This window comes from Streptomyces sp. KL2, from assembly GCF_046529545.1.
In the GTDB taxonomy this organism is placed as follows: Bacteria; Actinomycetota; Actinomycetes; order Streptomycetales; family Streptomycetaceae; genus Streptomyces; species Streptomyces radiopugnans.
Genome location: NZ_CP127170.1, coordinates 1,378,336 through 1,395,213 on the forward strand (window position 1 = coordinate 1,378,336; position 16,878 = coordinate 1,395,213).

A 16,878-nucleotide genomic window follows, 5' to 3' on the forward strand; every position below is an offset into this window, starting at 1 on the left:
CATGGACGCATGAGCGAGGAGAATCTGCGTGCCGCGGCCGACGCCGTACTGGCCCGCCTGACCGGCGACACCACCGGTACGGCGAGGCTGCGCACCGACCAGTGGCGGGCCGTCGAGGCTCTGGTGGTGGAGCGCCGGCGGGCCTTGGTGGTCCAGCGCACGGGTTGGGGCAAGTCGGCGGTGTACTTCGTGGCGACGGCGCTGCTGCGCGAGCGCGGTGAGGGGCCGACCGTGATCGTCTCCCCGCTCCTGGCCCTGATGCGCAACCAGGTCGAGGCCGCGGAGCGGGCGGGCGTGCGCGCCCGGACGATCAACTCCGCGAACACCGAGGAGTGGGACACCGTCCACGCCGAGGTGGCCGCGGGCGAGGTCGACGTACTGCTCGTCAGTCCGGAGCGCCTGAACAACCCCGACTTCCGTGACCAGGTCCTGCCGAAGCTGGCCGCCACGACCGGACTGCTGGTGGTCGACGAGGCGCACTGCATCTCCGACTGGGGCCATGACTTCAGGCCCGACTACCGGCGGCTGCGGACGATGCTCGCCGAGCTTCCCCCGGGCGTCCCGGTGCTGGCCACCACCGCGACGGCCAACGCGCGGGTGACGGCCGACGTGGCCGAGCAGCTGGGCACCGGCGGGACGGGGACGGACGCGCTGGTGCTGCGCGGCCCGCTGGACCGTGAGAGCCTCAGCCTGGGGGTGCTGCGCCTGCCGGATGCGGCACACCGGCTGGCCTGGCTCGACGGTCATCTCCACGAGCTGCCGGGCTCCGGCATCGTCTACACGCTGACGGTCTCGGCGGCCGAGGAGGTCGCGGCGTTCCTGCGGCAGCGTGGGCACACGGTGGCCTCCTACACCGGGCGGACGGAGAACGCCGACCGGGAGGCAGCCGAGGCGGACCTGCTCGGCAACAGGGTCAAGGCGCTGGTGGCCACCTCCGCGCTGGGCATGGGCTTCGACAAGCCGGACCTGGGCTTCGTCGTCCACCTCGGTTCCCCCTCCTCCCCCATCGCCTACTACCAGCAGGTGGGCCGGGCCGGGCGCGGTGTGGAGCACGCCGAGGTGCTGCTGCTGCCCGGCCCTGAGGACGAGGCGATCTGGCGGTACTTCTCCTCCCTGGCCTTTCCTCCGGAGGAACAGGTGCGGCGCACCCTGGACGTGCTGGCGTCGGCCGACCGGCCACTGTCGCTGCCGGCTCTGGAACCGCTGGTGGAACTGCGCCGCTCGCGGCTGGAGATGATGCTCAAGGTGCTCGACGTGGACGGGGCGGTGCGGCGGGTGCGCGGCGGCTGGGTCTCCACGGGAGAGCCCTGGTCCTACGACGCCGAGCGGTACGCCTGGGTGGCGCGGCAGCGGGAGGCCGAGCAGCGTGCGATGAAGGAGTACGCCGCCACCTCCGGGTGCCGGATGGAGTTCCTGCGGCGGCAGCTGGACGACACGGAGGCGGCGCCCTGCGGGCGGTGCGACAACTGCGCGGGCCCGCGTTTCGGCGCCGATGTCGATCCGGCGGCGCTGGAGGCCGCCCGGGGGGAACTGGGGCGCCCCGGCGTGGAGGTGGAGCCCCGCAGGATGTGGCCGACGGGGCTGCCCGCGATCGGGCTGGACCTCAAGGGCCGTGTCCCTCCGGGCGAGCAGGCGGCTCCCGGCAGGGCGCTGGGCCGGCTGTCCGACATCGGATGGGGCAACCGGCTGCGCCCGCTGCTGGAGTCGCCCTCGCAGGACGGGCCGGTGCCCGACGACGTGGCCGGCGCCGTGGTCTCCGTACTCGCCGACTGGGCGCGGGGGCCGGGCGGCTGGGCCTCCGGAGAGGAAGGCGCGCCGGCCCGCCCGGTGGGGGTGGTGACGATGAGCTCGCGGACCCGGCCGCAGCTGATCAGGTCTCTCGGGGAGCGGATCGCGGCGGTCGGCCGGATACCGCTGCTGGGCACCGTGGAGTACGCCGACGCGGCGTCGGACACCCGTATTCCGCGCAGCAACAGCGCGCAGCGCCTCCGGGCCCTGCACGGCGCGCTGACCGTGCCCGAGCCGCTGGCGGAGGCGGTCGCGGCGGCCGGTGGCCCGGTACTGCTGGTGGACGACTTCACGGAGACCGGCTGGACCCTGGCCGTGGCCGCGCGGCTGCTGCGCCGGGCCGGAGCCCAGGGGGTGATGCCGCTGGTGCTGGCCATACGGGGTTGAGCCGCCCGCCGGTACGCACGCCCACCGCCGCGGGAGGCTCCGGCGTGACCGGGGCGACTCTTTGTTCCATTGCCGCAACCGTGTTCACCCGTGAGAATTGATGTGGTGCCACGGAGGGAGGACCATGACCGTCGGCTTCGTCTCACCGCCGCCCGCCGAGACCCCGTCCCGCGCCGGACGCACTCTCGAACCCGCCGAGTGGGCCGCCGCCGGGATCCCTCTGCTTCGCAGTCCGCGCGAACTGGTCGCCGGTCTGCACACCCGCCACCGGCCCGGACCGGCCACCTCCGTCGTCGCGGTGCTCGACCCGGATGAGCGGATCGTCGCCAGCGCGTCGTTCTCCCGGGCCAACTCCGCTCCGGACGGCTGGGAGTGCCGCAACGTCCTGCTGTCCCAGCTGCGCAGGATCGTCCCGCACGACCTGCGCCGCCGCAGGCCCTCGCGGACCGCCGTCCTGCTGTGCTGCCGGGGGGACGGCCCGGGCTGGAGGGACGAGGACGGCGCGTGGATGTGGGGACTGCGCGACGCCTGCATCCTGCACGGCCTGCGGTGCGGGGCGTACATCACACTGACCCGTGGCGGCTGGCAGGTGCTCGGCGAGGACCGCGGCGGACGACGGCCGTACGTCGGCGGCCCCGCCGCCTGGGACACACGGCCGGAAAACGGAGGCCCGGGAGACGGGGCCCCGGAGTAAGGCGACCGTGGGACAGGGCCCGGAAACCGTCCGGGGCGCGGCGGGGTACGACGGCCCGCTGACCCGCCGGGCCGCGGGCCGCGGGCCGGGGCACCGGTTCAGAGCAGGGTGCGCAGCCGTCCCGGATCGCCGCAGACGATCAGCCGCGACCCCGTCCTGGCAAGGGCCGCGGGCAGCGCCCGGGCAGCCTGCTCGTCCGTCCCGCCGTTGACCGCGAGCACGACGACCGGACGGCCGGTGGTGCGGTCCGCGGCCGACGCGTGGGCGTAGAAGACGTCTTCGCCCTCGGCCTGTTGGCGCCAGTAGGCGTCCTCGCCGAAGGTGAGTTCGTGCTGCGCCCAGGGGTGCTGCTCACCGGTGGTGAACACCAGGACGTCGGCGGGCGAGCGGCCCTCGTCGAGCAGCCTGTCGACGGTCTCGTCCGCGACCTCGACCGCGGTGGCATCGGTGGCATCGACGAGCTGGATCTGCGGTGCGTCCTTCCCCGGAGCGTCCTTCCCCGGGGCCGTCCTCGCCTCCGCTGCCTCCGCCGCAGGGCGCGAGGGCCCGGCGGTGCGCGTCGGCACCGGCCTGCCGGGAGCGGGACGGCTGCGGTCGGCCCGCTGCGGCGTCGGCCGGGGGCCGGGCCGGGGACCGGGAACGGGTGCGGAGGGGTGGGGAATCTGTGGGGCCCGGGCGGTACCCGTCGTGTTGCGGGGGCCGGGGACATTCGGGTGGATCTTGGGCTCCTCGGAGCTGTGCGGCATGGGGTGTTGTCTATCAAACGCCGGTGCGTAACGCGCCAGCGGGTTCGGAAAAAGATTCGGTTTCGGCTCAGAAGAGGCCGATCTGCTCGATCCGTTCGGCACGTGCCCGTTTCAGGTGCCGCCAGCGCGGCAGCGCGTCCAGGTACGACCACGACAGCCGGTGGTGGGGTGTGGGCCCCAACTCCTCAAGGGCGGCACGGTGGACGGGCGAGGGGTAACCGGCGTTGCGGTCGAAGCCGAACTCGGTGTGATCGGCGCCCAGTTCGGCCATATGGGAGTCCCGGTGCACCTTGGCGATCACGGACGCCGCGGCGACCGGGACACACGACCGGTCGCCCTTGACCACCGTGCGGACCCTCCAGGGCGCCCCCAGGTAGTCGTGCCCGCCGTCGAGGATCACAGCGTCGGGACGGACCGGCAGCGCCTCCAGCGCGCGTACGGCGGCGAGCCGGAGGGCGGCCGTCATCCCCAGTTCGTCGATCTCCTCCGGAGAGGAGTGCCCGAGCGCGTGGGCTGTGACCCAGTCGGTGAGCGTTCCGGCGAGTTCGGTGCGGCGGACGGGCCCGATGAGCTTGGAGTCCGTCAGTCCTTCGGGCGGCCTGCGCAGCCCGGTGACCGCCGCGCAGACGGTGACGGGCCCCGCCCAGGCGCCCCGGCCGACCTCGTCGATCCCGGCGACGACCTTCGCCCCCGTGGTGGCCCGCAGGGAACGTTCGACGCGGTGGGTGGGAGGCTCGTACGGCATGGCGCCAGCCAGGGTACGCCCCTCCGCCCGGCAGGCGTTCCCCGGGGGCCGGAGAGGGCCGTCCCCCTCCCCCGCACGGCACGGCCCAGCCCGCCCAGCCCACCCGGCCCGCCCGGCCAGGCACGGCACGGCGCGGTTCAGCGGGACTCCGGAGTCCGCCCCTCCCGGTCCAGCCTCCCGCAGGGGAGCTCTGCCCGGTCGGCGGGGCGGTCGGTGAGCACGGCACGGGCCCGCGTCTCGCCGTAACTGGTCGCGTACCAGGGCTTGTCCCCGTCCAGGACGTTCCGGGCGATGTCCCGCAGGGCGCAGGAGCGCTGGGGCTCGGGCAGGGTGTCCAGGGCCGGTACGGCGTCCGCGGAGAGCCCCCGCAGATACGCCAGGTCGATCTGCCCGGTGCGCTCGAAGCGCCGCACGTTCTGCTCGGCCACCAGCCCGTCCGGCGAGACCAGCCCGAAGCACAGCACGGCGGCCGCCGCGCTCGCCACCACCGCGCGCGGCAGCCAGCGCCCGCCGAACACCCCGGCCGCCATGATCAGGACGATGACGATGCCGAACCACAGCTCGATCCCGGCCACGGACACCCTCAGCCTGGTCAGGCCGTACGCGTCGACGTACAACTCCATGCGGCGCAGCGCCGAGAGCACCACGACGAGGGTCAGCGCGCAGAGGACGCCCAGGACGGCGCGGACCAGTGTGCGGTCGCGGGCCGCGCCGCGCGGCGCCCAGCGCAGGGCCAGCGCGATCACGACGAGGGTCAGGAGGGTGACGGTCAGCAGCTGCCAGAAGCCCTGGCGGGCGTACTCCGAGTAGGTCAGCCCGGTCTCGCTGAGCACCTTGTCGTAACCGCCGAAGAGGACGGCGAGCTGGATGGCGATGAAGACGGCGAACAGGCCGTTCAGCACGACCAGGGGAAGCGCCCACTCCACGCGCCCCCGGGGCCGCCCGCGGCCGCCCTCGACGCGGTCCCATCGCCAGGGGGCCGCGGCGGTGCGGGCCGCTCCCAGCGCGGCCGCCACCCCCAGGACGAACAGGAGGGCGTGCGCCGGCCCGTCCGACACCGACACCTCGGGCACCAGCCCGGCCAGCAGGTCCGCGAAGGCCGCGTCCGCCCCCGCGAACAGCGCACCGAAGACGGCCAGCAGCACGGCCGCGACACCGGCCGTCCGGACGACGGGCCACCAGCGGTCGCGCGAGCCGTCCGCCCGCTCGCGCAGCCCGCGCCAGGCCCAGAGGACGCCCGGCAGGACCTCGCCGAACACACCGGCGCATCCGATCAGCGTCCCGCGCCAGGTGCGCGTGCCGTGCAGCGCCAGCGATCCCGTCGCCAGGGCGGCCGCCAGCGCCAGGAAGGTCGGCCACCCCGCGTCCCGCAGCGCGGGCACCAGCAGCAGCGCCGTCCCGCCCGCGGCCCACACCAGTGACCACGGGTGGATCCCGCGCCCCGCCGCCCGCCCGGCGAGGTACGCGGCCAGGGCGGCCGGCAGGGCGGTCAGCAGCACGTTGAGGCCCAGCCCGTCACCGAGCAGCAGTCCGGCCAGCGTTCCGGTGGCCAGCACGGCCCAGAGGGAACCCCCGCCGATCGGCGGGGGTTCCTCCGGCCTCGCGGCCGTCACCCAGGCGGGCGGGGGCGGAGGCTCGTACGCGGCCCAGGACGACGCGCCGTGGGGCGCGCCGGACCGCCGTCCGCCCGGGGCGGCGTCCTGCTTCGCCGTACGGGCGGACTTCCGCGGCGGCCCGGCGTCGCCGGGGGCGGCCTCCCGGCGCGGGGCATCATCGTGCCCGCCCTCCTGCCGTACGGCAGCCTTCCGCGGGGTGTCATCCGCCTCGTTCGCCGCGGGCACGCCGGACGGCTGATCGGACATGGGTCCCCCTCCCCCACCGCGCCTTCCCCCCACCGCCCTGCGGTGATCAACGCGACGACTCGGGCGCCACCGTAGTGCGCCTCCGGCGCGCACCTCCGCCCCGAGCGCCGCTCTGTGACAGAGCGGTGACAAGGGCGGCGGCAGGGAGCGCACCCGGCGTACGCCCGGCGACCGGCCGAAGACGCCGTGCCCGCCCGCCGCTGCGTCAGCGCCTCACCGGAGCCTGCCGGGACGCCCGCGTACCCCGGACATCCCGTACGTCTCCCCGGACTCCCCCTCGTAGGGCCCGGCGTACGACTCGGGGGTGCACCATCGCTCGAACGGCCGGTCCAGGTGGTAGCGCCCGTCCGTTCCCAGTTCCAGGGTCCGCATCTCCCCGTTGCCCGGGTTGGACAGCGACTCGAACTCCGCGACCGTCCAGTGCAGCCACCTCATGCAGAACAGCCGCATGGTCAGCCCGTGCGTCACCAGCAGCACGTTCGGAGGGTGGTCGGGGAACTCGAAACTGCGCCACAGGCTCTCCAGGAAGGCCCCCACCCGGTCGTAGACGTCCGCACCCGACTCGCCCTGCGCGAACCGGTAGAAGAAGTGCCCGTACGCGTCGCGCGCCGCCTTCTGCCGCCGTACGTCCTCGCGGTCCTGCCAGTTGCCCCAGTCCTGCTCGCGCAGCCGGGGCTCCTCGCGCATCCGCACCCGCGTCGGATCCAGGCGCAGCGCGCGGAAGGTCTGGTGGGTGCGGCGGTACGGCGAGACGTAGGCCGAGATCCGCTCGTCGCCGAAGAGCGCCCGCAGCCGCTCCCCCGCCGCCTCGGCCTGCCGGAATCCGCGTTCGGTCAGGCTCAGGGCGTGGTCGGGCACCCGCTCGTAGACCGAGTCGTCGAAGTTCCCCTCCGACTCGCCGTGCCGGACCAGGACGATGCGCCGGGGTCGTGCCATGCACCCCACCCTAGGCGCGCGGCGGCTCAACAGCCCAACCGCAGCCGGCGCGGCGGTGTCGGAACGGCTCCGGTGCCGACTCCGGCGGGGGCGGGGGCGGGGACAGGGGCGTCAGACCGTCCAGGACGGTTCGAGGTCGATCACGTCCCCGCCGACCGCCGTGACATCCGCCCCCAGTTGGGCACGGAGCGCCAACCGCTCGATCCGCTCCGTGCGGTACTTGCCGTGCTCCGCCGCCGAGTCCCACATCGACAGCACCAGGAACTCGTCCTCGGCCTGCGCCTGCGCGAAGACCCCTCGCAGCATCCCGGGCGACCCGGCCATCGCCGGGTTCCACACCTTCTCCTGCATCAGGGTGTAGTGCTCGATGCGCTCGCGGCGCACCCGGCAGTGGGCGACGCGCAGCAGGTCCGCGTCCGTGAACTGCGGCCGGAACCCCACCTTCACATCGAAGCGGTACTCGAACAGCCGGACCTGGGCGTCCTTGTAGGTGCCGTTCTGCGACGCCGCCAGCCGGTCGTGGGAGCGTGCCATGAACGAGTCGTAGAAGGCCCGGCTCTCCCAGAAGCCGAACAGGTGCGCGACGCCCGGCCGGGACCGGCTCCAGCCGCCGCCCTGCGCGCGGAAACCCGGCTCGCCCAGCAGGCCGGCCCACTTCCGCTGCCCCCTCTCGAAGCCGCGTCGGTCGACCACCGTGCAGCGCATCCACTTGACCAGCACCGCGCCATCGTACGGCCATATCGGTGACTGATCGCATGGCTTCGCCCCCTCTGCGTCCGCCGGGAGGCGACTGCGCCGCGGCCGGGCCCCAGCGGGCTCCCGGTGGCCCCGGCGGCACCCCGATTCACCGCACCGCACCCGCCAGGTACTCCTCGTACGTGATCCGGCCCACCGCGTGGTCCGGCGCCAGATGGCCGCCCGCCCGGTAACCGCGGAAGACCGCCCCTGGCAGCCGCAGCGGCAGCACCGGGCGGCGGCGGCCGCGCGCCCTGAGCGTCACCCGGGTCAGCTCCGCGTGGTCGCGTACCCGGGGCCCGCCCATGTCGGGCACCCGTCCGGCGGGCTCGCCGACGGCCAGGTCCGCCAGCCGCTCGGCCACCTCCCCGGCGTCGACGGGCTGGAAGCGCACCCCTGCCAGCGCCAGTGCCACCGGCGACAGGCGCTGCGCGTCGGTGATCCTGGCGATCAGGTCGTGGAACTGGGTGGCCCGCAGAATGGTCCAGGGCAGGCCCGACTCCGCCACGACCCGCTCGGCCGCCAGCTTGGCGCGGTAGTAGGGGAGCGGCACCCGGTCCACTCCGACGATGGAGATGTACACCAGGTGCGGACGGCTCCCCGCGCGGTGCGCCGCGTCGGCCAGGCGCCGGGTCGCGGCCACGTCGCCGCCTCCGAGCGTGGTCGCGCAGTGCACGATCACACCGGCGCCCGACACCGCCGCGTCGACGCCCTCGCCCGTGGCCAGGTCGCCGGTCGCCCACCGGCAGGGTCCGTGATCACCCGCCGGACGCGGGCGGCGGCTGAGCACCCGCACCGCGCGCCCCCGCGCCGGCAGCCCGCGCACCACGGCGCGGCCGAGTGTGCCGGTGCCGCCGGTCACCAGTACGAGGGCCTCGGCATCCGTTCCGGGCTCCACGGGTTCCACCACTCGTCCGCCTTCCCTGCCGTTCCCGCCGCCAGCGACGCGGCGCCGTCCACGGCGCCCGTGACGTCCCTTCCCCGTCCGGGGCGGGCGGGCACCCCTGGACACGGCATCTCGCCCGTCCGCCCCAACACCCACCGGGACCGGAGACCGGGTGCCGTGGACAAACCGCCTGGTAGCCGGGAGAGTTGATGTGCTGTCACGACGGCCGCACGCGTCGGTCCCCGGCCCGGGGGCGGTCGCGTCCCGCAGCAGCTCAGTTCCTAGGAAGGGGAGCCTGGTGAGCAGTCCCAACAAGGGGATGGAGAAGGTCGAGGTGGCGATCAGGTGGGACCCCAGCCCCTCCGAGTCCTCGCCCCACGACCTCGACATCATCGCCGCGACCTACAGCGCGGAGGACCCGCACGGTGAGCCCACGTACATCGTGCACTTCGACAGCCGCTCGCCCGACGGCACCATCAGCCTCAGCAGGGACAGCCGGACCGGCCTGGGGCTCGGCTACGACGAGGTCATGACCCTGGAACTCGGCCGGCTGGCCTCCTCCTACGCCCGGGTGGTGGTGGGCGTGGCGGTCCAGCAGCACAGCGGACGCCGGACGTTCGGCGACATAGCGCGCACCGGTGTGCGGATCAGGGAGGGGTACGTCGAGCTGGCCGAGCACGACTTCTCGGGCGTGTCCGGGGCGACGGCCGCCACCGTCGCGGAGTTCACCCGCAACGGCACGGGTGCCTGGGAGTTCCGTGAGCACCTGCGCGGGTTCGACGCCGATCCGGAGTCGTTCATCCGTCTGATGGGCGGCGCCCCCGTCTGACGTACCGGCCCGTACCTGCCCCGGCCCGCCGCGCGGCGGGCCGGGGCAGGAGGCACCGGGCGGCGCGGAGGGCGCCGACCGCTCCGGTCGGCGCCCTCCGGTCGCCCCGCGGTGCGGCGCAGGACACCCGCCGCACCGCGGGTCAGCTGCAGCCGCTGGTGGAGCCGCAGCCCTCGCACAGGTAGCAGCTTCCCGCGCGGCGCATCTTGGTGCCGCAGGAGAAGCACAGCGGCGCGTCGGCGTTGAGGCCGAGCTGCATCTCCACCAGCTCGGTGGAGCTGTGCGCCTCCTTCGGCGCCGGGACCGGGGCCTGCGGCTCGGAGGTGTTGCTCACCGCCTTGGGAGGCTCCACCTGGCGCGGGGCCGACTGGGCCAGGCTCTCGACGTCCAGCTCGTCGTCGGCCGGCTCGTAGGAACCGGTCTCCAGATGGCGCTGGCGCTCCTCGGCGGAGTGGATGCCGAGGGCCGAGCGGGTCTCGAAGGGCAGGAAGTCCAGCGCCAGGCGGCGGAAGATGTAGTCGACGATCGACTGCGCCATCCGCACGTCCGGGTCGTCGGTCATGCCGGCCGGTTCGAACCGCATGTTGGTGAACTTCGAGACGTAGGTCTCCAGCGGCACGCCGTACTGCAGGCCCACCGAGACGGCGATCGAGAAGGCGTCCATCATGCCCGCGAGGGTCGAGCCCTGCTTGGACATCTTCAGGAAGACCTCGCCCAGGCCGTCGTCCGGGTAGGAGTTGGCGGTCATGTAGCCCTCGGCGCCGCCGACGGTGAAGGAGGTGGTGATGCCGGGCCGGCCCTTGGGCAGGCGCTTGCGCACCGGGCGGTACTCGACGACCTTCTCGGCCTCGGACTGCCGCTCCTCGGCCTTCCCCTCCTTCTTCTTGGCGGAGAGCGGCTGGCCGACCTTGCAGTTGTCGCGGTAGATCGCCAGCGCCTTCAGGCCGAGCTTCCAGCCCTCGAAGTAGATCTCCTCGACCTCCTCGACGGTGGCCGACTCGGGCATGTTGACCGTCTTGGAGATCGCACCGGACAGGAAGGGCTGGGCGGCGGCCATCATCCGCACGTGCCCCATCGGGGAGATGGAGCGCTCGCCCATGGCGCAGTCGAAGACCTCGTAGTGCTCCTGGCGCAGGCCCGGGGCGTCGATGACGTTGCCGTGCTCGGCGATGTGCTCGACGATCGCCTCGACCTGCTCGGGCTGGTAGCCGAGCCGCTTGAGCGCCTTGGGCACGGTGTTGTTGACGATCTGCATCGAGCCGCCGCCGACCAGCTTCTTGAACTTGACCAGGGCCAGGTCGGGTTCGATGCCGGTGGTGTCGCAGTCCATCATCAGGCCGATGGTGCCGGTGGGGGCCAGCACGGACGCCTGGGCGTTGCGGAACCCGTTCTTCTTGCCCAGCCGGAGCACGTCCTGCCACGCCTCGGTGGCCGCGGCCCACACCGGGGTGTCCAGGTCGTCCATGCGCTTGGCGTCGGCGTTGGCGTCGGCGTGCTGCCTCATGACGCGCTGGTGGGCGTCGGCGTTGCGGGCGTAGCCCTCGTACGGGCCGACGATCGCGGCCAGCTCGGCGGAGCGGCGGTAGGAGGTGCCGGTCATCAGGGAGGTGATCGCACCGGCCAGGGCGCGGCCGCCGTCGGAGTCGTAGGCGTGGCCGGTGGCCATCAGCAGGGCGCCGAGGTTGGCGTAGCCGATGCCCAGCTGGCGGAAGGCGCGGGTGGTCTCGCCGATCTTCTCGGTGGGGAAGTCGGCGAAGCAGATGGAGATGTCCATCGCGGTGATGACCAGCTCGACCACCTTGGCGAAGCGCTCGGCGTCGAAGGACTGGTTGCCGGCGTCGTCGTCGCGCAGGAACTTCATCAGGTTCAGCGAGGCCAGGTTGCACGAGGAGTTGTCCAGGTGCATGTACTCGCTGCACGGGTTGGAGGCGGTGATGCGGCCCGACTCCGGCGAGGTGTGCCAGTGGTTGATGGTGTCGTCGTACTGGATGCCGGGGTCGGCGCAGGCCCAGGCGGCCTCGGCCATCTTGCGGAACAGCGCCTTGGCGTCGACCTCCTCGATGGTCTCGCCGGTCATCCGGGCGCGCAGGCCGAACTTCCGCCCGTCCTCGACGGCCTTCATGAAGGCGTCGTTGACGCGGACGGAGTTGTTGGCGTTCTGGTACTGGACGGACGTGATGTCGTCGCCGCCCAGGTCCATGTCGAAGCCCGCGTCGCGCAGGGCGCGGATCTTCTCCTCCTCCTTGACCTTGGTCTCGATGAACGCCTCGACGTCGGGGTGGTCGACGTCCAGGACGACCATCTTGGCCGCGCGGCGGGTGGCGCCGCCGGACTTGATCGTCCCGGCGGAGGCGTCGGCGCCGCGCATGAAGGACACCGGGCCCGAGGCGTTGCCGCCGGAGGAGAGCAGTTCCTTGGAGGAGCGGATGCGCGAGAGGTTCAGGCCGGCGCCGGAACCGCCCTTGAAGATCATCCCCTCTTCCTTGTACCACTCCAGGATCGACTCCATGGAGTCGTCCACGGAGAGGATGAAGCAGGCGGAGACCTGCTGGGGCTGGGCGGTGCCGACGTTGAACCACACCGGGGAGTTGAACGAGAACACCTGGTGGAGCACGGCGTAGGCCAGCTCGTGCTCGAAGATCTCGGCGTCGGCAGGGGAGGCGAAGTAGCCGTGCTTCTCGCCGGCGGCGCGGTAGGCCTTCACCACGCGGTCGATCAGCTGCTTGAGGCTGGTCTCGCGCTGGGGGGTGCCGACGGCGCCGCGGAAGTACTTGCTGGTGACGATGTTGACCGCGTTCACCGACCAGAAGTCGGGGAACTCCACGCCGCGCTGCTCGAAGTTGACCGAGCCGTCGCGCCAGTTGGTCATGACGACGTCACGGCGCTCCCAGACCACCTCGTCGTACGGGTGCACCCCCGGGGTGGTGTGGATGCGCTCGATCCGCAGACCCTTGCCGGCCTTGGTCCCCTTGGACCGGGACCCTCGTGCCGGGTCGCTCGTCGTCTCTGTCATTCCGCCTCCCTGTACAGGCATAACGCCCTGACACACCCCGCACTTCCCGGGGTGTGGTGTTCGTTTCGATGGCCGGAGCACGTCGCGCTCCGGTCAGGTCCGTGCGGGGCCGCTCAGCTTCCGGCGGCCAGTGGCGCGGGCGGGGCGGCGGGGTTCTCGCCGCCCCCGCCGTCACGTCCGCCCCCGCCGTCACGTCCGCCCCCGCCGTCACTTCCGTCTCCGGTCTCCCCGGCTCCGCCGCGGTCTCCGGCTCCCGCGGCCGTGGTTCCGCCCGAGCCGTCGCCGCCCGCCGGCGCCCGCTCTCCGCGCAGCTCGGCGATCGCGGCCTCGAAGTCCTCCAGCGAGTCGAACGCCCGGTAGACGGAGGCGAAGCGCAGGTACGCCACGAGGTCCAGCTCGCGCAGCGGGCCGAGTATGGCCAGCCCGACGTCGTGCGTGGACAGCTCGGCGCTCCCGGTGGCGCGTACCGCCTCCTCGACCCGCTGGCCCAGCTTGGCGAGCGCGTCCTCGGTGACCGGGCGTCCCTGGCACGCCTTGCGCACCCCGGCGATCACCTTGTCCCGGCTGAAGGGCTCGGTGACCCCGCTCCGCTTGATGACCATCAACGACGCGTTCTCCACCGTCGTGAAGCGGCGGGAGCAGTGCGGACACTGGCGGCGTCGGCGGATCGCGGTGCCGTCGTCGGTGGTGCGGCTGTCGACGACGCGGCTGTCGGGGTGCCGGCAGAAGGGGCAGTGCATCGCTTCCCACCCTCCTTCACCCTCGGTGGCGCAGCATGAGCGGCGCAGCAGAACAGCATTGGACACGCGTTCGAGTACCCGGCGAGCGGGCCCCGAAGCGGCCACCAGCATAGGTGATGCCCGCCGCTCTTCAGGACCGGGGGACCACAACTTCTGGGTGGCTGCCGAACATCTAACCACTACATCTGGTGGCTGCTCGACGAACACGCCTTGCGTGTCGGAAACGCCGGAACGGCAAACGTACGAGAGGCTACCGTAGTGATCGGAGGCGATCCGCGAGCCATACACCGCCCTCATCGATCACGTCAGCTAATCTGCGAAATTTCACTCGAACGTGTGTTTGGCGCAACCTTTCGAAAGCACCTACCGTTGTCCAACCAGGGAGAACCGCTTGAGAGGGGCCGACGTGACCACCACCGCAGAGAGCGCCACCATCACCCCACGGGACAGTTCCCGGGGCCGGGCCGATCATGTGCAGGAAGCAAACGCCGTTCCCGGCACGTCCGGCGACGCGAACGGCGCGGGGGCCGCCAAGCCCGCCCGCTCGCTGCCCGGCCGCCCACCGGGGATCCGTGCCGACAGCTCCGGGCTGACGGACCGGCAGCGCCGGGTGATCGAGGTGATCCGCGACTCGGTGCAGCGCCGCGGCTACCCGCCGTCGATGCGGGAGATCGGCCAGGCCGTCGGCCTGTCCTCCACCTCCTCCGTGGCCCACCAGCTGATGGCCCTGGAGCGCAAGGGCTTCCTGCGGCGCGACCCGCACCGGCCCCGCGCCTACGAGGTGCGCGCCTCGGACGCGCCCACCAGCCAGACCACCGACACCACCGGCAAGCCCGCCGCCTCCTACGTCCCCCTGGTCGGCCGGATCGCCGCCGGCGGCCCGATCCTGGCCGAGGAGTCGGTGGAGGACGTCTTCCCCCTGCCCCGCCAGCTCGTCGGCGACGGCGAGCTGTTCGTGCTCAAGGTCGTCGGCGACTCCATGGTCGACGCGGCGATCTGCGACGGCGACTGGGTCACGGTGCGCCGCCAGCCGGTCGCGGAGAACGGCGACATCGTCGCCGCCATGCTGGACGGCGAGGCGACCGTCAAGCGCTTCAGGCGCGAGGACGGGCATGTGTGGCTGATCCCCCACAACTCCGCCTACCAGCCGATCCCCGGCGACGAGGCCACCATCCTCGGCAAGGTCGTCGCGGTGCTGCGGCGCGTCTGACGCCCCGGCCTCACGCCGACCTCACGAGACGGCCTCACGGAGGCCGGAACAGACCGCCCCGGGGCCACTGCGCCGGTCCCGGGGCCCGGCCGCACCCCGGCGGGAGCTCAAGGCTCCGGGCCCCGCCGGGCTCCTGCCCGCCCGCCCCCACCTGCCCTGCTCGGCTGCTCTGCCCTACGCGCCCCTACGCGCCCTCCCTGGCCGCGGCGTCGATGGCCGCCAGTGAACGGCGCACCTGGTTGCGGTCGGTGGTGTACCAGAAGTCCGGCATCGAGGCCCGCAGGAAGCTCCCGTACCGGGCCCGGGACAGCCGCGGATCCAGCACCGCGACCACGCCCCGGTCCCCCGTCGCCCGCACCAGACGGCCCGCCCCCTGCGCCATCAGCAGGGCGGCGTGAGTGGCGGCCACCGCCATGAAGCCGTTGCCGCCCGCCTCCTCCACCGCCTTCTGCCGGGCGCTCATCAGCGGATCGTCGGGGCGCGGGAACGGGATGCGGTCCATCACCACCAGCTGGCAGTTCGGACCCGGCACGTCCACCCCCTGCCACAGCGACAGCGTCCCGAACAGGCAGGTCTCGGCGTCCTCGGCGAAGCGGCGGATCAGCTCGCCCAGGGTCTCCTCGCCCTGCAGCAGCACGGGTACGTCCAGCCGTCCGCGCAGTTCCTCCGCGGCCGCCTGGGCGGCCCGCATCGAGGAGAACAGTCCGAGCGTGCGCCCTCCGGCCGCCTGGACCAGCTCGGTCAGCTCGTCCAGCATGTCGCCGCGGCCGCCCTCCCGGCCGGGAGGTGACAGGTGCTGGGCGACATAGAGGATGCCCTGCCTGCGGTAGTCGAAGGGCGAGCCGACGTCCAGCCCCCGCCACTGCGGAACCCCGGCGTCCGCCTCCGCTGAGCCGTGCCCGTCCCCCCCGTCCCCGTCCTCGCCGCCGGCGGCGCCCGCGCCCCCGGCCTCCGCGGCACCACCGGAGCGCTCGGCCGCGCCACCGGCCTCGGTGACCCGTCCCTCCGAGCTCAGCCCCAGGGAGGCGCCGACCCCGTCGAAGTCCCCGCCGAGCTTGAGCGTGGCGGAGGCCAGGACCACCGACCGGTCCTCGAACAGCTTCTCCCGCAGCAGGCCGGAGACCGCCAGCGGGGCGACCCGCAGCGAGGCTCCGTAGCGGTCGTGGCGCTCGTACCAGACGACGTCGTACTCCGAGCCCTGCACGATGCGCTCGGCGACCGCGTGGACGTTCTCCACCGACGCCAGGGCCTGGCGGCGGACGGCGTCCTCGTCCTGGACGGACCGGTCGCGGGTGTTGCCCAGTGCGGTGATGACCGCGCGGGCCGCGTCGCGCAGCGCCGTCAGGGCGTACCCGAGGTCCTCGGGGATCTCCTCGAGCCGGCCCGGCAGCGCCAGTTCCATCAGCCGCTCGAAGCCCTCCGCGGCCGTCTGGAGCCGGTCGGCCTCCTTCTCGTCGACCAGCTTGGCCGCACGGCGCACCGCCCGGTTGACCCCGCCGGGCGTCAGCTCGCCGGTGGCCACCCCGGTGACCCGGGAGACCAGTTCGTGCGCCTCGTCGACGATCAGGACCTCGTGGCCGGGGAGCACCGGCGCACCCTCGATGGCGTCGATGGCCAGCAGCGCGTGGTTGGTGACGATCACCTCGGCGAGCTTGGCCCGCTCGCGCGCCGCCTCCGCGAAGCACTCCGCCCCGTAGGCGCAGCGGGTGGCACCCAGGCACTCCCGCGAGGAGACCGACACCTGGGACCAGGCACGGTCGGAGACGCCCGGGGTGAGGTCGTCGCGGTCGCCGGTCTCGGTCTCGTCCGCCCAGTCCCGCAGCCTCAGCAGGTCCTTGCCCAGCCGGCTGGTGGGGGCCGCGGCCTCGAAGGGGTCGAAGAGGCCGTCCTCGTCGTCCTGCGGCACCCCCTCGTGGAGGCGGTGCAGGCACAGGTAGTTGGAACGTCCCTTGAGCATGGCGTACTCCGGGCGGCGGCGCAGCAGCGGATGGAGCGCCTCCACCGTGCGCGGCAGGTCGCGTTCGACCAGTTGCCGCTGCAGGGCGAGCGTCGCGGTCGCGATGACCGTGCGCTCGCCGTGCGCCAGGGCGGGCACCAGGTAGCCCAGCGACTTGCCGGTCCCGGTGCCCGCCTGGACCAGCAGGTGGACGTTGCTGTCGATGGCCTCGGCCACGGCTTCGGCCATGGCGACCTGGCCGGGTCGCTCGGTGCCTCCGACGGCGGTGACCGCGGCGTGGAGGAGATCGGTGAGGGCGGGCTTGGTCATAGGAACGCCACCTTACGCGGCGTCGCCGACAGCCGTGGCCG

General features: G+C 73.3%; 13 protein-coding genes. 4 read left to right on the forward strand and 9 right to left on the reverse strand.

Features of this window, described 5'->3' with window-relative positions:
- Positions 1-9: 9 nt before the first annotated feature.
- Together QPK52_RS06220 and QPK52_RS06225 are read left to right on the forward strand one after the other, a co-directional pair.
- Positions 10-2,175 carry a RecQ family ATP-dependent DNA helicase gene (locus tag QPK52_RS06220; protein ID WP_410536019.1) on the forward strand — a complete coding sequence of 722 codons (2,166 nt, stop codon included), beginning with the start codon at positions 10-12 and terminating at the stop codon, positions 2,173-2,175.
- Positions 2,176-2,299: 124 nt separating this feature from the next.
- Entirely contained in the window at positions 2,300-2,869 is a 570-nt protein-coding gene (locus QPK52_RS06225; RefSeq protein ID WP_410536020.1) for a hypothetical protein, read from the forward strand.
- A gap of 98 nt (positions 2,870-2,967) precedes the next feature.
- Here QPK52_RS06225 and QPK52_RS06230 read toward each other — a convergent pair whose 3' ends face one another.
- From QPK52_RS06230 to QPK52_RS06255, 6 genes are all read right to left on the reverse strand, one after another.
- Positions 2,968-3,435, reverse strand: a complete 468-nt coding sequence (locus QPK52_RS06230; protein WP_410536021.1) for a hypothetical protein — start codon at positions 3,433-3,435, stop codon at positions 2,968-2,970.
- 247 nt (positions 3,436-3,682) lie between these two features.
- Entirely contained in the window at positions 3,683-4,360 is a 678-nt protein-coding gene (locus QPK52_RS06235) for a ribonuclease HII (RefSeq protein WP_410536022.1), read from the reverse strand.
- Positions 4,361-4,497: 137 nt separating this feature from the next.
- On the reverse strand, positions 4,498-6,222 hold the full coding sequence (locus QPK52_RS06240) for a DUF4173 domain-containing protein (protein ID WP_410536023.1): 1,725 nt from the start codon (positions 6,220-6,222) through the stop codon (positions 4,498-4,500).
- 213 nt (positions 6,223-6,435) lie between these two features.
- Complete coding sequence (locus QPK52_RS06245) at positions 6,436-7,158, reverse strand: histidine phosphatase family protein (RefSeq protein WP_410536024.1); 723 nt, start codon at positions 7,156-7,158, stop codon at positions 6,436-6,438.
- Positions 7,159-7,269: 111 nt separating this feature from the next.
- Entirely contained in the window at positions 7,270-7,878 is a 609-nt protein-coding gene (locus QPK52_RS06250; protein ID WP_093662682.1) for a YdbC family protein, read from the reverse strand.
- A 124-nt stretch (positions 7,879-8,002) separates the two neighbouring features.
- Entirely contained in the window at positions 8,003-8,803 is an 801-nt protein-coding gene (locus QPK52_RS06255; RefSeq protein WP_410536025.1) for an SDR family oxidoreductase, read from the reverse strand.
- 274 nt (positions 8,804-9,077) lie between these two features.
- On the opposite strand from QPK52_RS06255, the gene QPK52_RS06260 reads away from it, so the two are divergent.
- On the forward strand, positions 9,078-9,608 hold the full coding sequence (locus QPK52_RS06260) for a TerD family protein (RefSeq protein ID WP_410536026.1): 531 nt from the start codon (positions 9,078-9,080) through the stop codon (positions 9,606-9,608).
- Between the two features lie 142 nt (positions 9,609-9,750).
- On the opposite strand, the gene QPK52_RS06265 is transcribed toward QPK52_RS06260, so the two are convergent.
- Complete coding sequence (locus tag QPK52_RS06265; RefSeq protein ID WP_410536027.1) at positions 9,751-12,621, reverse strand: vitamin B12-dependent ribonucleotide reductase; 2,871 nt, start codon at positions 12,619-12,621, stop codon at positions 9,751-9,753.
- A gap of 113 nt (positions 12,622-12,734) precedes the next feature.
- The gene (nrdR, locus tag QPK52_RS06270) at positions 12,735-13,361 is read right to left on the reverse strand and encodes a transcriptional regulator NrdR (protein ID WP_410536028.1); all 627 of its coding nucleotides are present in this window, start codon (positions 13,359-13,361) and stop codon (positions 12,735-12,737) included.
- Between the two features lie 472 nt (positions 13,362-13,833).
- Here nrdR and lexA point away from each other — a divergent pair, with 472 nt between their 5' ends.
- The gene (lexA, locus tag QPK52_RS06275; RefSeq protein WP_410540229.1) at positions 13,834-14,571 is read left to right on the forward strand and encodes a transcriptional repressor LexA; all 738 of its coding nucleotides are present in this window, start codon (positions 13,834-13,836) and stop codon (positions 14,569-14,571) included.
- 184 nt (positions 14,572-14,755) lie between these two features.
- On the opposite strand, the gene QPK52_RS06280 is transcribed toward lexA, so the two are convergent.
- Positions 14,756-16,837 carry an ATP-dependent DNA helicase gene (locus tag QPK52_RS06280; RefSeq protein ID WP_410536029.1) on the reverse strand — a complete coding sequence of 694 codons (2,082 nt, stop codon included), beginning with the start codon at positions 16,835-16,837 and terminating at the stop codon, positions 14,756-14,758.
- Positions 16,838-16,878 lie beyond the last annotated feature (41 nt).